This window comes from Bradyrhizobium sp. cf659 (genome assembly GCF_900113725.1).
Taxonomy (GTDB): Bacteria; Pseudomonadota; Alphaproteobacteria; order Rhizobiales; family Xanthobacteraceae; genus Bradyrhizobium.
In genome coordinates this window covers 82,497-97,389 of sequence record NZ_FOQJ01000001.1, presented here as the reverse complement: position 1 = coordinate 97,389, position 14,893 = coordinate 82,497, and the positions used below count along the sequence as shown (strand labels likewise).

16 protein-coding genes are annotated in these 14,893 nt (G+C 65.5%); 7 read left to right on the top strand and 9 right to left on the bottom strand.

What is annotated here, in order from left to right; genetic code table 11:
- Nucleotides 1–164: 164 nt before the first annotated feature.
- Complete coding sequence (locus tag BM118_RS00520) at nucleotides 165–1,298, top strand: AI-2E family transporter (RefSeq protein WP_177233903.1); 1,134 nt, start codon at nucleotides 165–167, stop codon at nucleotides 1,296–1,298.
- A gap of 66 nt (nucleotides 1,299–1,364) precedes the next feature.
- Here the strand turns inward: BM118_RS00520 and BM118_RS00515 are convergent, their stop codons facing one another.
- The 6 genes from BM118_RS00515 to BM118_RS00490 form a co-directional block, all read right to left on the bottom strand.
- Entirely contained in the window at nucleotides 1,365–1,661 is a 297-nt protein-coding gene (locus tag BM118_RS00515) for an antibiotic biosynthesis monooxygenase family protein (protein WP_092180793.1), read from the bottom strand.
- Nucleotides 1,662–1,763: 102 nt separating this feature from the next.
- Entirely contained in the window at nucleotides 1,764–2,000 is a 237-nt protein-coding gene (locus BM118_RS00510) for a hypothetical protein (protein WP_092180790.1), read from the bottom strand.
- 56 nt (nucleotides 2,001–2,056) lie between these two features.
- The gene (locus tag BM118_RS00505; protein ID WP_177233902.1) at nucleotides 2,057–3,277 is read right to left on the bottom strand and encodes a GGDEF domain-containing protein; all 1,221 of its coding nucleotides are present in this window, start codon (nucleotides 3,275–3,277) and stop codon (nucleotides 2,057–2,059) included.
- Between the two features lie 230 nt (nucleotides 3,278–3,507).
- A complete protein-coding gene (rpsI, locus tag BM118_RS00500) occupies nucleotides 3,508–3,987 on the bottom strand; it encodes a 30S ribosomal protein S9 (RefSeq protein WP_011087725.1) in 480 nt (159 codons plus the stop codon).
- Between the two features lies 1 nt (nucleotide 3,988).
- Nucleotides 3,989–4,453: a 50S ribosomal protein L13 gene (rplM, locus tag BM118_RS00495; RefSeq protein WP_015685724.1), complete on the bottom strand. Its 465-nt coding sequence runs from the start codon at nucleotides 4,451–4,453 to the stop codon at nucleotides 3,989–3,991.
- Nucleotides 4,454–4,611: 158 nt separating this feature from the next.
- On the bottom strand, nucleotides 4,612–5,040 hold the full coding sequence (locus BM118_RS00490) for a PaaI family thioesterase (protein ID WP_027547377.1): 429 nt from the start codon (nucleotides 5,038–5,040) through the stop codon (nucleotides 4,612–4,614).
- An 86-nt stretch (nucleotides 5,041–5,126) separates the two neighbouring features.
- Between BM118_RS00490 and BM118_RS00485 the strand changes: the two genes are divergently transcribed.
- From BM118_RS00485 to BM118_RS00470, 4 genes are all read left to right on the top strand, one after another.
- Nucleotides 5,127–5,951: an enoyl-CoA hydratase gene (locus BM118_RS00485; RefSeq protein ID WP_177233901.1), complete on the top strand. Its 825-nt coding sequence runs from the start codon at nucleotides 5,127–5,129 to the stop codon at nucleotides 5,949–5,951.
- 105 nt (nucleotides 5,952–6,056) lie between these two features.
- On the top strand, nucleotides 6,057–6,641 hold the full coding sequence (locus BM118_RS00480) for a CoA-binding protein (protein WP_028171674.1): 585 nt from the start codon (nucleotides 6,057–6,059) through the stop codon (nucleotides 6,639–6,641).
- Nucleotides 6,642–6,779: 138 nt separating this feature from the next.
- Nucleotides 6,780–8,060, top strand: coding sequence for an O-acetylhomoserine aminocarboxypropyltransferase (locus BM118_RS00475; RefSeq protein ID WP_092180781.1), 1,281 nt, complete (start codon nucleotides 6,780–6,782; stop codon nucleotides 8,058–8,060).
- Between the two features lie 177 nt (nucleotides 8,061–8,237).
- Nucleotides 8,238–8,582, top strand: a complete 345-nt coding sequence (locus tag BM118_RS00470; protein WP_092180778.1) for a hypothetical protein — start codon at nucleotides 8,238–8,240, stop codon at nucleotides 8,580–8,582.
- Nucleotides 8,583–8,601: 19 nt separating this feature from the next.
- On the opposite strand, the gene BM118_RS00465 is transcribed toward BM118_RS00470, so the two are convergent.
- Complete coding sequence (locus tag BM118_RS00465) at nucleotides 8,602–9,684, bottom strand: COX15/CtaA family protein (RefSeq protein WP_092180775.1); 1,083 nt, start codon at nucleotides 9,682–9,684, stop codon at nucleotides 8,602–8,604.
- A 109-nt stretch (nucleotides 9,685–9,793) separates the two neighbouring features.
- Between BM118_RS00465 and BM118_RS00460 the strand changes: the two genes are divergently transcribed.
- Complete coding sequence (locus BM118_RS00460; protein WP_092180772.1) at nucleotides 9,794–10,012, top strand: DUF2842 domain-containing protein; 219 nt, start codon at nucleotides 9,794–9,796, stop codon at nucleotides 10,010–10,012.
- Between the two features lie 5 nt (nucleotides 10,013–10,017).
- On the opposite strand, the gene BM118_RS00455 is transcribed toward BM118_RS00460, so the two are convergent.
- Nucleotides 10,018–11,058, bottom strand: coding sequence for a polysaccharide deacetylase family protein (locus BM118_RS00455; RefSeq protein ID WP_092180769.1), 1,041 nt, complete (start codon nucleotides 11,056–11,058; stop codon nucleotides 10,018–10,020).
- 131 nt (nucleotides 11,059–11,189) lie between these two features.
- Here BM118_RS00455 and BM118_RS00450 point away from each other — a divergent pair, with 131 nt between their 5' ends.
- On the top strand, nucleotides 11,190–12,371 hold the full coding sequence (locus BM118_RS00450; protein ID WP_092180766.1) for a GNAT family N-acetyltransferase: 1,182 nt from the start codon (nucleotides 11,190–11,192) through the stop codon (nucleotides 12,369–12,371).
- Nucleotides 12,372–12,551: 180 nt separating this feature from the next.
- On the opposite strand, the gene BM118_RS00445 is transcribed toward BM118_RS00450, so the two are convergent.
- Nucleotides 12,552–14,825: a GumC family protein gene (locus tag BM118_RS00445; protein ID WP_092180763.1), complete on the bottom strand. Its 2,274-nt coding sequence runs from the start codon at nucleotides 14,823–14,825 to the stop codon at nucleotides 12,552–12,554.
- Nucleotides 14,826–14,893 lie beyond the last annotated feature (68 nt).

The following is a 14,893-nucleotide window of genomic DNA, read 5'->3' as shown; positions in this document are numbered from 1 at the left end:
TTTTCGCGGAAATGCCCGCCTTGGGGCCGCCGTGGCCCCCTTTTGCGCCCCGGCGTTGGCCAAAGCAGGCCGCCGACGCGTCAAACCGGTGCATGGCTGCGGCTTGATCCCAGGTGAGATTTGGCCAAAGAGTGCCCCTTTCGGCCTTCCGAAAAGGAGACGACGTGACAATCTCCCGAGATGAACGACCCCGGACCCGCTCCGATCAGGCTTGGGCCATCTCGGTCGGCGGCATCGCCGTCGTGCTGTTCACGGCGCTGCTCGCCTTCACCTGGTATTTTGCCGCCACCCTGCTCCTGATCTTCGCCGGCATGCTGCTCGGCGTCGGCCTCAACGCGCTGACCAACGCGCTCGGCCGCCGCATGCACCTGCCCCACACCCTGCGGCTTGGGATCGTCTGCGTCGCGCTGGCCCTGATGCTCGCGGGCGTCGCCTATCTCGGCGGTGCCACCATCGCCGAACAGGCCTCGCTGCTCAGCAAGACCATCAGGTCGCAGATCACCAACGTGAAGTCCTTTCTCGATAACCACGGCATCGACACCAGCTTCTTCGATTTCGGCAGTGCGGCAACCGCCGCCTCCACCGATGCGGGGTCGACGCCCACCCCAAACGCGGCCTCGCGCGGCAGTTTGCCGGGCGCAGGCGCCCTCGCTTCCAGCGGCGGGGCGATCGTGAGCCAGACCTTCAAGCTGCTGTTCGGGGCCATCAGCGCCGTCGGCAACATCTTCATCGTACTGTTTCTGGGGCTGGCCTTCGCCGCCCAGCCCAGCGTCTATCACGACGGCCTGCTGTTCCTCGTTCCGGCCAGGCATCGCACGCGGGCCACGCTCATCGTCGACGGCATCGGCGAGACGCTGGAGCGCTGGCTGATCGCGCAGATCATCGTCATGCTAGCGGTCGGCGTGGTGACCTGGATCGGGCTTGCCATCATCGGCATCCCCGGCTCGTTCATCCTGGGAATCCAGGCCGGCCTGCTCGCTTTCATCCCGACCGTCGGCGCCATCATCGCCGGCGTCGTCGTGGTGCTGGCGAGCCTTGCCTCGGGCTGGATCGCGGCGCTATCCGCGCTGATCCTGTTTCTCGGCGTGCATGCGATGGAGAGCTATGTGCTGACGCCGCTGCTCCAGCGGCAGGCGCTGGACATTCCGCCGGCCACGCTGTTCGCGTTCCAGATCCTGCTCGGCGTCGTCTTTGGAATCTGGGGCCTGGCGCTGGCGCTGCCCCTGGTCGCCATCGCCAAGGTCATGATCGACCATTTCAAGACATATGAGGCGCCGCCCCTGGCAGAGGCGGCTTAGAGCATGATCCGGAAAAGTGTGCCGCGGTTTTCCTACAAGATCATGCTCTCCTGAAATAGAGACGGCTCAGCTCGTCAGCACGGTCTCGGTGTGCTCGACCTCGGGGGGCGCGGCAAAATACTGGCCGACGAGGCCGCGCCATTCGGTGAAGTTCTCGGAGCTGCGGAAATCGACGGTGTGGTTCTCCAGCGTCGCCCATTTCACCATCAGACGATAGCGCTGCGGCTTCTCGATCGACTTGTGCAGCTCGAAGCCGTGAAAGCCCTTGGAGCGGCCGAACGCGGCCTTGGCCTTGGCCACGGCGGCCTCGAAATCCTTCTCGCTGCCCGGCTTGACGTCGATTTGCGCGATCTCGGTGATCATCGGTTTTCCACCCTTCTTGCTTGATGGGCGTGTCTACCGCACCCCGCCCAAAAGAAAAAGGCGCCGAAACGGCGCCCTGGCTGGCCGGAAATTGCAGGTCTCTCAGGCGAACAGCAGAACGGTGCCTGCCACGATGAGCGCGCAACCGACGAACAGCGCGAGCGGCCAATAGCTGCGGCTCTGCGTGTAGCGTCCCTGGGCGCGGCGCTCGGTGATCAGCGCCGTCTCGTATTCCTCTGCGGTCGAGAACAGACAGGCGAAGCCGCCTCGCGCCGAGGCGGCTTGAGCTTCGAGCGACATCAGGGCGGTCTGCGGGGTCTGTCGACGGATCGATTCCATGACCGGAATGGTAGGGATCGAATGGTAAACAGAGGATTACCGCAGGGCCCTTGGCGTCAAGCCGTGGCCGGACGCGCCTGCGGCGCGCCGATCCGCGCGGCGCTCTGGCGGCGCCAGTTCTCCAGCGACAGCGGCAGCTCCTCCGCCGCCTCGACGCGGTTACGGCCGCCGCGCTTGGCCTGGTAGAGCGCCGTGTCGGCCGAGGCCAGCAGCACCTCGAGCTCGGTGCCGGCCGGACCGCCGGCCACACCGATGCTGACGGTGGTGTCGACCGGGCCTTCATCGACCACGACGCCGGAGGTCTCGAACGCCTCGCGCACGCGCTCGGCGACCAGCACGCCCTCCTCCAGCGAACACGGCAGCAGCGCCGCGAATTCCTCGCCGCCGATACGGCCGGAAAGGTCGGTCATGCGCAGATTGCTGACGACCACGGTCGAGAACAGTTTCAGCATCTCGTCGCCGGCGGGATGGCCGAAGCGGTCGTTGATCGACTTGAAGTGGTCGATGTCGAAGATCATCACGGTCACGGGACGTCCGGCCTTGGCCTCGCGGTCGATCACGCGGCCGCAGGCTTCCGAGAAGCCGCGGCGGTTGAGCATGCCCGTCAAGGGATCGGTGGACGCGGCGGTCCGGTGCGCGGTGACGGTACGCTCCGACACCAGCATGAAGATCACGAACACGGTACCGACGGCGTAGAGCACGAGCTCGACCGCGAACACGGTGACCCAGATGCTCGAGGAGAAGCCGGCATCGTGCGGGCGCAGGAAGCTGCCGAGCAGGATCGGCAGCATCAGCACGCAGCCGTGCATCACCGGCACCACGAAGGCCGGCCAGCGCCGTTGCAGGCTCTTGCGCCGCTCGACCCAGAGCTCGCTTGCGGTCAGCGCGGCATAGACCGAGACGATGCCGGCGCCGATGATCATGCGCAGCATGGACGCCGCGGGATCGAGCAGCGTCGCGGCCGCGCCCCAGGCGAGCGCGCCGAGCACGAGACCGGGCCAGTTCGGCTTGCGGCCGTGGAAGACGCGCGCCGCATTCCACACCATGCCGCAGGCGACGAAACCGACGGCATTTAACGCCAGATAGAGATGCGGCCCCAGCCGGTCGCCTGCCGCCGTCCACAATGCGACCGAGGCCGCGCCGAGGAGATAGGCGGTGCCCCACCATTTCAGCGCAGGACTGTTCTCCTGCTTGCCGAAGAACACCATCATGGCGCCGAGCAGTGCGGCAACCATGGTGGCAACCAAATAGAGCGTGATGCTATCGAGCGACATCATGTCGGCCCCCTTGAAAACATAGCAGTTACGCGATCGGCCCAGCCGATTTGCGCGCCCTTCCAAATGCGACGCTAAGTTCCCGCGGGTTCCATTCAGGTTTTCACGCGGCCGCAAGTTTTCGGGAAACACGTCGTCAATTTGCATACAAACGAACAACAAAAAGGGCGCTGAAATCAGCGCCCTTTTGCATCTCATTGAAGCCGCTTTCGCGGCGAATGTGACCGAAGCGATTAACGCTTCGAGAACTGGAAGGACCGGCGGGCCTTGGCCTTGCCGTACTTCTTGCGCTCGACCACGCGGGAGTCGCGGGTGAGGAAGCCGCCCTTCTTGAGCACGGTGCGCAGCTCCGGCTCGAAATAGGTGAGCGCCTTGGAGATGCCGTGACGGACGGCGCCGGCCTGGCCGGACAGGCCGCCGCCGGCGACGGTGCAGATCACGTCGTACTGGCCGGAACGCTGAGCCACGGAGAACGGCTGCTCGATCATCATGCGCAGCACGGGACGGGCGAAATAGACCTCGACCTCGCGCGAATTGACCGTGACCTTGCCGGCACCCGGCTTGATCCAGACGCGGGCGACCGCGTCCTTGCGCTTGCCGGTAGCGTAGGCGCGGTTGAACTTGTCGACCTTCTTCTCGTGCTTGGGCGCGTCGGGCGCGGCTGCCGTCTTGAGCTGCGAGAGCTGGTCGAGCGACTGAATGGATTCGGCCATGTTATGCGGCCCTCGTGTTCTTGCGGTTCAACTTGGCGATGTCGAGCTTCTCGGGCGTCTGCGCCTCGTGCGGATGATCGGCTCCGCCGTAGACACGGAGGTTGCCCATCTGCACGCGACCGAGCGGACCACGCGGGATCATGCGCTCGACGGCCTTCTCGAGCACGCGCTCGGGATGCTTGCCCTCGAGGATCTGGCGCGCGGTGCGCTCCTTGACGTGGCCGACATAGCCGGTGTGCTTGTAGTAGGTCTTCTGCTCGCGCTTGCGACCGGTGAGGACCGCATGCTGCGCGTTGATGATGATGACGTTGTCGCCGCAATCAACGTGCGGGGTGTAGGTCGGGAGGTGCTTGCCGCGCAGGCGCATGGCGACGATGGTGGCGAGACGGCCGACGACCAGACCCTTGGCGTCGATCAGCACCCATTTCTTCGTCACCTCAGCCGGCTTTGCCGAAAAGGTTTTCATATCGGAGTTTCCGTGGACGGGAGATATCGGCGCGAACACCGCACCGGACTGCGTGGTTCTCTAGAGAAGAGACGCGCAACGGTCAATGCCCGAAGATAGAAATTACATAAGCAATATCAATTGCTTAAAAATATGGTGCTATATTACCCGCCAAAAGCTCAAACATTTGGAATGGAATAGGTCGAGGTGACATGGGCGATCGGATCGGGCGAGGTGCCCGACAACAGGTTCACCTCCCCAACCGCCAGCCGCTTGCCGAGCTTGAGGAGCCGCGCCTCGGCCAGGACGTCCTGGCCGGGCTGGCCCTTGCGCAGGAAGTTGATGTTGAGATTGGTGGTGACTGCAAGCCCGATCGGCCCGATCGCGGACAGAAGCACCACGTACATCGCGAAATCGGCGAGCGCCATCAGCGTCGGGCCGGACACGGTTCCGCCCGGCCGCAGCATCCTTTCGCTGTAGCGCTGGCGCAGCAGGCAGGTCTGGCCGTCCGCGCTCTCGATCGTGATGTCGTCGCCACTGAAGGCCTGGGGAAACTCGCCACGGAGAAACTGCTCGACCTCCGCCACGCTCATTTTCGCTAACGCCATGCCACCCCTCACCCTCGCTTCAGGTCCGCTGTTACATTAGGTTATCTGCATCATCCAATTGCAATAATCCAACTGGAAACGCTTCGATGTCCGTCCAGCCCGCCCGCCCCCCCTCCCCGGAACCGCCGATCCTGCTGCGGGAGATCGTCGGCACCGTCGCCGTGCTCACGCTAAACCGCCCCGCCGCGCGCAACAGCCTGTCGGAGGCGATGATCGGCCAGCTGCATGCGAGCTTCAACGCAATTGCCGAGGACAAGCGCATCCGCGCCGCCGTCATCGCCGCCAACGGTCCGGCCTTCTCCGCCGGCCACGACATGAAGGAGCTCACCGCGCGCCGGACCGATCCTGATCGCGGCCGCGCCTTCTTCGCCGAGATGATGAACGCCTGTAGCGCGATGATGCAGGCGATTGTGCGTCTGCCCAAGCCTGTGGTCGCGGCCGTCCAGGGCATTGCCACCGCAGCCGGCTGCCAGCTCGTGGCAAGCTGCGACCTCGCGATCGCCTCCGAGGCTGCGAGCTTCGCTACGCCCGGCGTCGACATCGGCCTGTTCTGCTCGACGCCAATGGTGGCGCTGTCGCGCAACGTGCCGCGCAAGCAGGCGATGGAGATGCTGCTCACGGGCGAGCCGATCCCGGCCGCCCGCGCCCGCGAGATCGGGCTCGTCAATCGCGTCGTGACCGCGGGGACCGAGCGCGGCGCCGCGATTGCGCTGGCCGAACAGGTCGCGCTGAAATCCGCCTACACGGTCAAGCTCGGCAAGGAGGCGTTCTATCGCCAGGCCGAGATGAGCCTTGCGGACGCCTATCGGTATGCGGCAGAGGTGATGACCGAGAACATGATGGCGCGCGACGCCGAGGAAGGCATCGGCGCCTTCATCGAAAAGCGCGCGCCGACATGGCGGGATGAGTAGAATCGTCATTGCGAGCGAAGCGAAGCAATCCAGAATCCCTCCGCGGAAACAGACTGGATTGCTTCGTCGCTTCGCTCCTCGCAATGACAGCAAGAAGATGAGCCAATGAACCACGACGCCTATCCCGACAATTACATCCGCGCCATCCTCAACAGCGTGAAGTCGATCGCGATGGTCGGCGCCTCGCCGGTCAATGTGCGGCCGAGCTATTTCGCATTCAAATATCTGGCGCAGCGTGGCTACGACATGATTCCGGTCAATCCCGGCCATGTCGGCAAGGAGCTGCTCGGAAAACCCTTCGTCGCCTCGATGTCCGATATCGGGCGTCCCGTCGACATGATCGACATCTTCCGCAACTCCAGCCACATCATGCCCGTGGTCGAGGAAGCCCTGACGCTCGACCCGCTGCCGAAGGTGATCTGGATGCAGCTCGGCGCGCGTGACGACGTTGCGGCGGCGAAGGCGGAAGCGGCCGGCATCAAGGTCGTGATGAACCGCTGCCCAAAAATCGAATATGGCCGCTTGTCGTCCGAGATCTCCTGGATGGGCGTCAATTCGCGCACGCTCAGTTCCAAGCGCGCGCCGGCGCCGACGCAAGGCATGCGGCTATCCCTCAATCGGATGAGTGTCGGCGGTGGCGATACCGCGGCATCCGATCGTGCCGCCAAAAACAAGAGCGAGCAGAGCTGACGCAACTGCGAAGCATTCATTTCGCGAACGCGACAATACGCAGCACGATCATTCCGTTGTGAAGTCGCGCCTTGACGCCAGCAGCGGCGCCGATCAGCATGCCGCGCGATTTCAGACCACAAGAACAGGACGCCCTCAATGAGCGATCGCCTTCCGGGATTTTCAACCCTCGCCGTGCATGCCGGTGCACAGCCCGACCCGACTACCGGTGCGCGCGCGACTCCGATTTATCAAACGACCTCTTTCGTCTTCAACGACGCCGACCATGCCGCCTCGCTGTTCGGATTGCAGGTGTTCGGCAACATCTATACCCGCATTGGAAACCCCACCAACGCGGTGCTGGAAGAACGCGTTGCTGCGCTCGAAGGCGGCACGGCCGCGCTGGCCGTTGCCTCCGGCCACGCCGCGCAGGTCGTGGTGTTGCAGCAATTGCTCCAGCCCGGCGACGAGTTCATCGCCGCGCGAAAGCTCTATGGCGGCTCGATCAACCAGTTCACGCACGCGTTCAAGAGCTTCGGCTGGAACGTGGTGTGGGCCGATTCCGATGACATCGCCAGCTTCGAGCGCGCCATCACCCCGCGCACCAAGGCGATCTTCATCGAGTCCATCGCCAATCCCGGCGGCAGCATCACCGACATCGAGGCGATCTCGACGGTCGCACGCAAGGCGGGCGTGCCGCTGATCGTCGACAACACGCTGGCCTCGCCCTACCTGATCCGGCCGATCGACCATGGCGCCGACATCGTCGTGCACTCGCTGACGAAGTTTCTGGGCGGCCACGGCAATTCGCTCGGCGGCATCATCGTCGATGCCGGCACGTTCGACTGGTCGGCGAGCGGCAAATATCCGATGTTGTCGGAGCCGCGGCCGGAATATCACGGTATCCGCCTCCAGGAGACCTTCGGCAATTTCGCCTTCGCGATCGCCTGCCGCGTACTCGGCTTGCGCGACCTCGGGCCGGCGCTGTCGCCGTTCAACGCCTTCATGATCCTCACCGGCATCGAGACGCTGCCGCTGCGCATGCAGAAGCACTGCGACAACGCCAAGGCGGTCGCCGAATTCCTCGCCGGCCATCCGGCGGTGGCCTCGGTGAGCTATGCGGGCCTTGCCAGCGACAAATACAACCAGCTTGCGCGCAAATACGCGCCGAAGGGCGCAGGCGCCGTGTTCACCTTCAGCCTGAAGGGCGGCTACGACGCAGGCGTCAGCCTGGTGTCGAAGCTGCAGCTGTTCTCGCATCTGGCCAATGTCGGCGACACCCGCTCGCTGGTGATCCATCCGGCCTCGACCACGCACAGCCAGCTCGACGACGCCGCCAAGGTCAAGTCCGGCGCCGGCCCCGACGTGGTGCGGCTCTCGATCGGCATCGAGGACAAGGAAGACCTGATCGCCGATCTGGAGCAGGCGCTGGGGGCGTAGACCGCCGGTCGTTCCGGGGCGGTGCGAAGCACCGAACCCGGAACCTCGAGATTCCGGGTTCGCGCTCGCGCGCGACCCGGAATGACAGCAGCGGTTTGGGCGGCTGCCAGTTAACAGTCATTAACCATATCTGCCGCATACATCGTCTTTGGATCGCCCTTTGATTCGGAGCCGACGATGCTGCGCTGGATGGTGCCTGCCCTTGCGGCGATGCTGACGCTCTCAAGCGCGATCGCCGCCGATCTTCCGGCCACGCCGAAGCGGCGGGCCGCCGCGCCGCCGCAGGAGGCGCCACAGGTCTATGTCGAGACCGATCCGGATGCGCTGATCTCGCCGGCCTATGGCATCGGCAGCTACATCCGCAATCTGCCGGGCACGCCGCTCCTGCCCGGCTCTCACACGCTGCCGGGCTATTACGGCCGCCCCTGGGACTACGACTATCAGGGCCCGTATTACGGCGGGAAGCAGGTCGACTATTTCTGGCGCCTGCCCTATTCGTGCGGCATCTACGGCTATTGCTGATCAGCCGGGCTGATGGTGATCAGCCGGGCTGACTGACCGGAACCGCGCGCGGCCGTGCGTGCGCAGACTGCCGCGAGGCCAGCCGTTCCGCCTGCATCACCGCAAGCGTGAGCACCACGATCGCAACCGCCTGGTGCGCGAGCGCGAGCCCGATCGGCACCTGGTTGAGCAGCGTGAGGATGCCGAGCACCGCCTGCAGGCTCACCGCCGCGAACAGCCAGAGCGCGCCGCTCGCAGCTGGACCCGCGCGTGAACGCACCGCATCGAACGCGTGCAGCGCCGCCAGCACGAACAGCGCATAGGCCGTCATGCGGTGCTCGAACTGCACCGTCAGCACATTGTCGAACATGTTGCGCCACCACGGCGTCTCGAACCACAGCCGCTCGGCAGAGGGAATGAGCGCACCGTCGATCTGCGGCCAGGTGTTGTAGGCGCGACCCGCACGCAGGCCCGCGACCAGCGCACCGAAATAGATCTGCACGAAGGTCGCGACGAGCAGCAGCGCACTTGCGAACCGCAGCCGCGCGGGAGCTGCGATCTTCGGCCGGTCGGCCAGCCGCCGTACCGTCCAGACGATGCCGGCGAAGATCAGCAGCGCGAGCACCAGATGCGTCGCCAGCCGATATTGCGACACCTCGACACGTTCCGTGAGGCCCGAGGCCACCATCCACCAGCCGACCGCTCCCTGCAGCCCGCCGAGCGCGAACAGCAGCCACAGCCTGCGCTTCAACTCACCGGACAGGCCACCGCGCCACAGGAAGAACAGGAACGGCAAGAGATATGCGACGCCGATGAAGCGGCCGAGCAGCCGGTGGCTCCACTCCCACCAGAAGATCTCCTTGAACTCGGACAGGCTCATGCCCGTGTTGAGCTCGCGATATTGCGGGATCTTCTTGTAGGCCTCGAACGCCTCGGTCCACTGCACCTCCGAGAGCGGCGGCAGGCTGCCCGTCACCGGCTTCCATTCGACGATCGAGAGACCGGATTCCGTCAGCCGCGTCGCGCCGCCGACCAGCACCATCAGCGCGATCAGCGCGGCCACGGAAATCAGCCACCAGCGCACGGCGCGATACGGCTCGGACGGGGCGGAATTCGTCGTCATTTCAGGGCGAAACCAAACCTTACACCGAAGAGACTTGAACCGGACTGCGTGCCCCTTATAGTCCCCCGCTCCCGCAGCGCAAGTTACGCGAAAGCCGCAGCATTCCGCCATGACGATCCGCACCCGCAAGTTCCTCGGCGCCATCCTGCTCCTCGTGCTGGCCACGGTCTGGGCCCTGCTCGGCATGGCGCTGGCGCAGATGCCGTGGATCGCCGAATCCGGCTGGCGGCAGGCGATCTACTACGTGGTGGTCGGCATGGGCTGGGTGCTGCCGGCGATGCCGATCGTGAGCTGGATGCAGCGCCCTGATCGCGCCAAGTCGGCGTAACGCTCCTACGTCGCGCGGCCCGTCGGTCTCACCGGCGCGAAGGCAATTCCCGACACCAGCACGCGCAGCATGCGCAGCGAGCGCACCCGGCCATCCCAGGAAATCCGCGGCAGCGCGCGCAGATTGGTTCGTCCTTCCGCATCCACGATGCCTGCTATGGTCGACACCGCGCTGGCAAAGCCCGCCTCCTCCGCCATCACCACGTGGCTGCGCCGGAACGAGGCGCGATCGCCGAACGGAAAGGCGAGATGCCTGATGTCGCGGTGGAAGGCCGCTTCCGCAACCACCTTGCCCATCGTCATCTCGCGCAGCGCCGCCGTGTCCTTCATGTTGGCGAGAACGGGATAGTTCACGGTCGCGCTGCCGATCGTGACGAGCGGATCGGCCGCAAGCTTCGCCAGGTCCTCCCAATCCATCGACGCCTCGCGCGAGAGCCTGGCGAGATCGATCCGGTAGCGCGTGCAGAGATCGGCGATCGCGGCCGACACATCCGCCGGCGGCAGCGAGCGCAGCCAGCTTTCGAGATGCGAGAACAGCGCCTGCTTCTCGGCATTGCCCGTGACGGTGAAGCGCTGCTCCTTCTCGCCCATCATCAGGCTGATGCGGCTCTCGCGCGCGATCACCTGCTCGAGCCCCAGCCACCAGGCTTCCCCGACGCCATCGGGAAACGCGGTGGGCACATAGATCGTGAACGGCACGGCGTGGCGGGCCAGCACCGGATAGGCGAACGTGATGAGATCCTTAGGCGCGCCGTCGAAGCTGAGCGCCACGAAGCGCCGCTTCTCCGGCAGCGTCACCGCGCGCCGGCAGACCTCGTCCATGCCGAGAATGTCGTACTTCCAGCGCTTCAGCGCCCGAATGGTGCGGTCGAGGAATTGCGGCGTGATCTCGTTCTCGCGCAGCGGCTGAAACCCGCCGCGCCGCCGCGGCCGCACGTGCACAAAGCGCAGGATGGCGCCGGCACCACGACTGCGCAGCGCAGCCTGGCCGGTGAACCAGGTCAGCTCGAGGCGCAGCCGTTCCAGCCATCTGTCGTCGGATGCCAATATCCCACCTTCGCGCTCGCCGGCGGCCCGTTCCCCTCGCCCATTGTCATTACCCTTTGTTGACATTTCTTTGCAAAGGTCGGCCACGGGCCGAAATACGCATATTTTTGATTTCTCGACAGGTTTCGCGAATGACCATGGCTGCGGCGATGCAAAGCCGGACGGCAGAAGCGCCAGCGCGGTCGAAAGCGAGCCGTATCGCGCATGTCGATATCGTCCGGGATCCCGGCGAGGCCGAGCCGGTCTGGCGCGCCTTCGAGGAGAGCGGCCACCTCTTCACGCCCTATCAGCGCTTCGACCTGCTCAGCCCCTGGCAGCGGCTGGTCGGCGGCTGCGATGGCGCGCGCCCCTTCATCGTGATCGCCCGCGACGCCGAGCGCAGGCCGCTGCTGCTGCTGCCGCTCTCCTTGCGCCAAAGCCACGGGGTGCGCACGGCCTGCTTCATGGGCGGCAAGCATACGACCTTCAACATGGGGCTGTGGAACGCCGAATTCGCGGCACAGGCCGCCGCCGCCGATCTCGACGCACTGCTTGCGCCGCTGCGCGAGCATGTCGACGTGCTCTCGCTGACGCAGCAGCCGCTGCGCTGGGACGATCAGCAGAACCCGTTCGCGGCTCTCCCGCGGCAGAGTGCGATCAACGGCTGCCCGCTGCTGGTGATGGAGCCGGGCGGCCCGCCCGCGTCGCGGATCAGCAACTCGTTCCGCCGCCGCCTCAAGAGCAAGGAGAAGAAGCTCCAGGCGCTCGCCGGCTACCGTTATCACCTCGCCACCACCGACGCCGACGTCACCCGCCTGCTCGACTGGTTCTTCCGCGTCAAGCCGGTGCGGATGGCCGAACAGAAACTGCCCAACGTCTTCGCCGAGCCGGGCGTCGAGCAGTTCGTCCGCAGCGCCTGCCTGTCGCCGCGCGGCGAAGGCCGTGTCATCGACATCCACGCGCTCGAATGCGACGACGAGGTGATCGCGATCTTCGCCGGCGTCGCCGACGGCCAGCGCTTCTCGATGATGTTCAACACCTACACCATGTCCGAGCACGCCCGCTACAGCCCGGGCCTGATCCTGATGCGCTACATCATCGACCGCTACGCCGAGCGCGGCTATCGCTCGCTCGACCTCGGCATCGGCTCGGACGACTACAAGCGGATGTTCTGCAAGGACGACGAGGACATTTTCGACAGCTTCGTGCCGCTGACCTCGCGCGGCAAGCTTGCGGCAATGGCAATGTCCTCGGTCAGCCACGGCAAGCGGCTGGTGAAGCAGAACCAGATGCTGTTCGACCTGGCGCGACGGCTACGGCAGGCGTTCGGATAGCTCTCACCACTTGCGAGCTGCCCTTCCCTTCTCCCCTTGCGGGAGAAGGTGGCGCGAAGCGCCGGATGACGGGTATCTATCCGCGGACTCAAAAAGGCAGTGGGACTCGTTGAGAGATACCCCTCACCCGGCTTCGCTGCGCGAAGCCACCCTCTCCCGCAAGGGGAGAGGGAAGTGAAGCTAAGCCGCCACCACGCGCGGCGTGTCCATTGCATCCGACGGCTGCACCGGCCTGCTCAGCATCGTCACCTCGCTGAAGCCGACGGCCTTGAGCTGCTCGCACATCAGCGTGCGCGCATCCGGCTCCATCGACGCATCGGGCACCACGACGGCGCGGGCATTGGCGGTCAGCAGCTCCGCCGGAAGGTCGGAGGCGCTGCCGGCGTCGAGCAGCACGTGATCGTAGGCCCGCAGCAGCGCGTCGATCGCGAGCGTCACGCGCGGCGATTGCAGCAGGCTGCGATCGAAGCCGGGACGGCCGGCCATCACCAGATGCAGCCGCGACAGCTTGTCCCGGGTGATCACCTGCGCGAACGAGGCTTCGCCCTGCATCAGTTCGGCCAGGCCGGGCGCCGAGGCATCGACGGACACCGCGGCAATCGTCGGCGAGGACGCGGCGAGATCGACCACGACCACCCGCGCATCGCGCGCCAGGTGGCGGGCCAGCGTCAGCGCCGACAGCGTGACGGCTTCGCCCGACGCGGTGCCGAGCACCGTGATCTTCTTTGCCGCCTCGGCGCGCAGGCTGTCGGCCAGATGCTCGATCTCGGCAAACTCGGTGACACCGGTATCGGCCGTCATCTCCGGCTGAAGCGGCGCGGGCTCTTCCATGACCGGTTCGACGACCGGCTCGACCTCCGGCTGGACGAACGGTTCCTGGCGAACCGCCGCCTGCGTTTGCGCCTGTGCCTGCGCCGGAGCAAAGACGGCCACGGCGCGCGGCGCGGTCTGGCGCAACAGCTCGCCGGTGACGACGACGCCGGACGAGAGCAGCAGCGTCGCGATCGTCGCGATCAGCACGATCGGAAGCTTCTTCGGATAGGCCGGCGTGTTCGAGACGACGGCGCGCGAGATGATGCGGCCTTCCGCCGGTGCCGTGTCGATGGTCTCGCGGGTGCTGGCCTCGCGATACTTGCCAAGATACGTTTCCAGCAGGTCGCGCTGCGCCTTGGCCTCACGCTCGAGCGCGCGGAGCTGGACGTCCTGGCCGTTGGTCGAGGTCGCCTGCTTCTTGAGCTGCTCGAGGCTCGTGGTCAGGCCGTCGACCCGGCCACCGGCGATGCGCGCATCGCTTTCGAGCGAGCGGGAGATCTTGGCCGCTTCGTCGCGGATCTGGTTGTCGAGGTCGCCGAGCTGCGCCTTCAGCTCCTTGATGCGCGGGTGATTGCCGAGCAGCGTGGACGACTGTTCAGCGAGCTGCGCCCGCAGCGTGACCCGCTGCTCGGACAGTCGCCGCATCAGCTCGGAGTTCACCACCTCGGACGCCTCGATCGGCTTGCCGCTCTGGAGCATCTCCTTGATCAGCCGCGCCTTGGATTCCGCATCTGCCCTCATCGAGCGCGCGTTGTTGAGTTGGGTGTTGACCTCGCCCATCTGCTGGTTCGACAGCGTCGTGTTGTTGGTGCCGACGAAGAGTGACGACTTGGAGCGGAAGTCCTCGACCTTGGCTTCCGCATCGGAAACCTTCTTGCGGAGGTTCTCGATCTCGCCCGCGAGCCATTGGCTGGCATTGCGCGCCTGGTCCTGGCGCGCATTCTGCTGGAGCACGAGATAGCCGTCGGCGATCGAATTGGCGACGCGCACGGCGAGATCCGGGTCAGCCGACTGGAATTCGATCACGATCACGCGCGACTTGTCGACGGCATACGCCTGGAGGCGCTCGTAATAGGCGTCCAGCACGCGCTCTTCCGGCGTCATCGAGAACGGATCGCGGCCGATGCCGATCAGCGCCGCCAGCGACTTCAGCGGCGAAATGCCTTGCAGCACCGGATCGAATTCGGGCCGCTCCGCAAGCTTGTTCTTCTTGATGATCTCGCGCGCGAGATCGCGCGACAGCACGAGCTGGACCTGGCTGGTGACGGCCTCGGGGTCGAGTGCCTGCCGCTCCTCGTTGCTGCGGTCGCTGCTCGGACGCAGGAACACGTTCTCGCGGCCATCGATCAGGATGCGCGACTCGGACTTGTAGCGCGGCGTCACGAGATTGACGACGGCGACGGACGCGACCAGCGCCAGCACCGTCGGCACGATGATCCAGCCGCGCTTGCGGGCAAGCGCGTTACCGAGCGCGTGAAGATCGATGTCGCCGGATTCGCCGGACGCCTGCCTGGTGACAACAGGCGCAGGCCTTGCTTCGACCTTGGGCTTGGCTTCGGGCCTGGCTTCGGCTTTGGACTTCGAAACAGCCCGCTCGACCACCGCCTTGTCCTTGCCGGCACGCCAGAACGCTAAACGCATCGAACACTCCCGCAGGGCAACGCCGCCAAGCTACCTCAACCGGGGCGATTACACTCCATTAAGGTTGC

Excerpts from the sequence above, each read along its gene's own strand:
- BM118_RS00480 (WP_028171674.1), top strand. The coding sequence starts at position 6,057 with ATGAACCACGACGCCTATCCCGACAATTACATCCGCGCCATCCTCAAC.
- BM118_RS00450 (WP_092180766.1), top strand. The coding sequence starts at position 11,190 with ATGACCATGGCTGCGGCGATGCAAAGCCGGACGGCAGAAGCGCCAGCG.
- BM118_RS00470 (WP_092180778.1), top strand. The coding sequence starts at position 8,238 with ATGCTGCGCTGGATGGTGCCTGCCCTTGCGGCGATGCTGACGCTCTCA.
- BM118_RS00505 (WP_177233902.1), bottom strand. The coding sequence starts at position 3,277 with ATGATGTCGCTCGATAGCATCACGCTCTATTTGGTTGCCACCATGGTT.
- rpsI (WP_011087725.1), bottom strand. The coding sequence starts at position 3,987 with ATGGCCGAATCCATTCAGTCGCTCGACCAGCTCTCGCAGCTCAAGACG.
- rplM (WP_015685724.1), bottom strand. The coding sequence starts at position 4,453 with ATGAAAACCTTTTCGGCAAAGCCGGCTGAGGTGACGAAGAAATGGGTG.
- BM118_RS00465 (WP_092180775.1), bottom strand. The coding sequence starts at position 9,684 with ATGACGACGAATTCCGCCCCGTCCGAGCCGTATCGCGCCGTGCGCTGG.
- BM118_RS00475 (WP_092180781.1), top strand. The coding sequence starts at position 6,780 with ATGAGCGATCGCCTTCCGGGATTTTCAACCCTCGCCGTGCATGCCGGT.
- BM118_RS00515 (WP_092180793.1), bottom strand. The coding sequence starts at position 1,661 with ATGATCACCGAGATCGCGCAAATCGACGTCAAGCCGGGCAGCGAGAAG.
- BM118_RS00490 (WP_027547377.1), bottom strand. The coding sequence starts at position 5,040 with ATGGCGTTAGCGAAAATGAGCGTGGCGGAGGTCGAGCAGTTTCTCCGT.
- BM118_RS00485 (WP_177233901.1), top strand. The coding sequence starts at position 5,127 with ATGTCCGTCCAGCCCGCCCGCCCCCCCTCCCCGGAACCGCCGATCCTG.
- BM118_RS00510 (WP_092180790.1), bottom strand. The coding sequence starts at position 2,000 with ATGGAATCGATCCGTCGACAGACCCCGCAGACCGCCCTGATGTCGCTC.
- BM118_RS00445 (WP_092180763.1), bottom strand. The coding sequence starts at position 14,825 with ATGCGTTTAGCGTTCTGGCGTGCCGGCAAGGACAAGGCGGTGGTCGAG.
- BM118_RS00460 (WP_092180772.1), top strand. The coding sequence starts at position 9,794 with ATGACGATCCGCACCCGCAAGTTCCTCGGCGCCATCCTGCTCCTCGTG.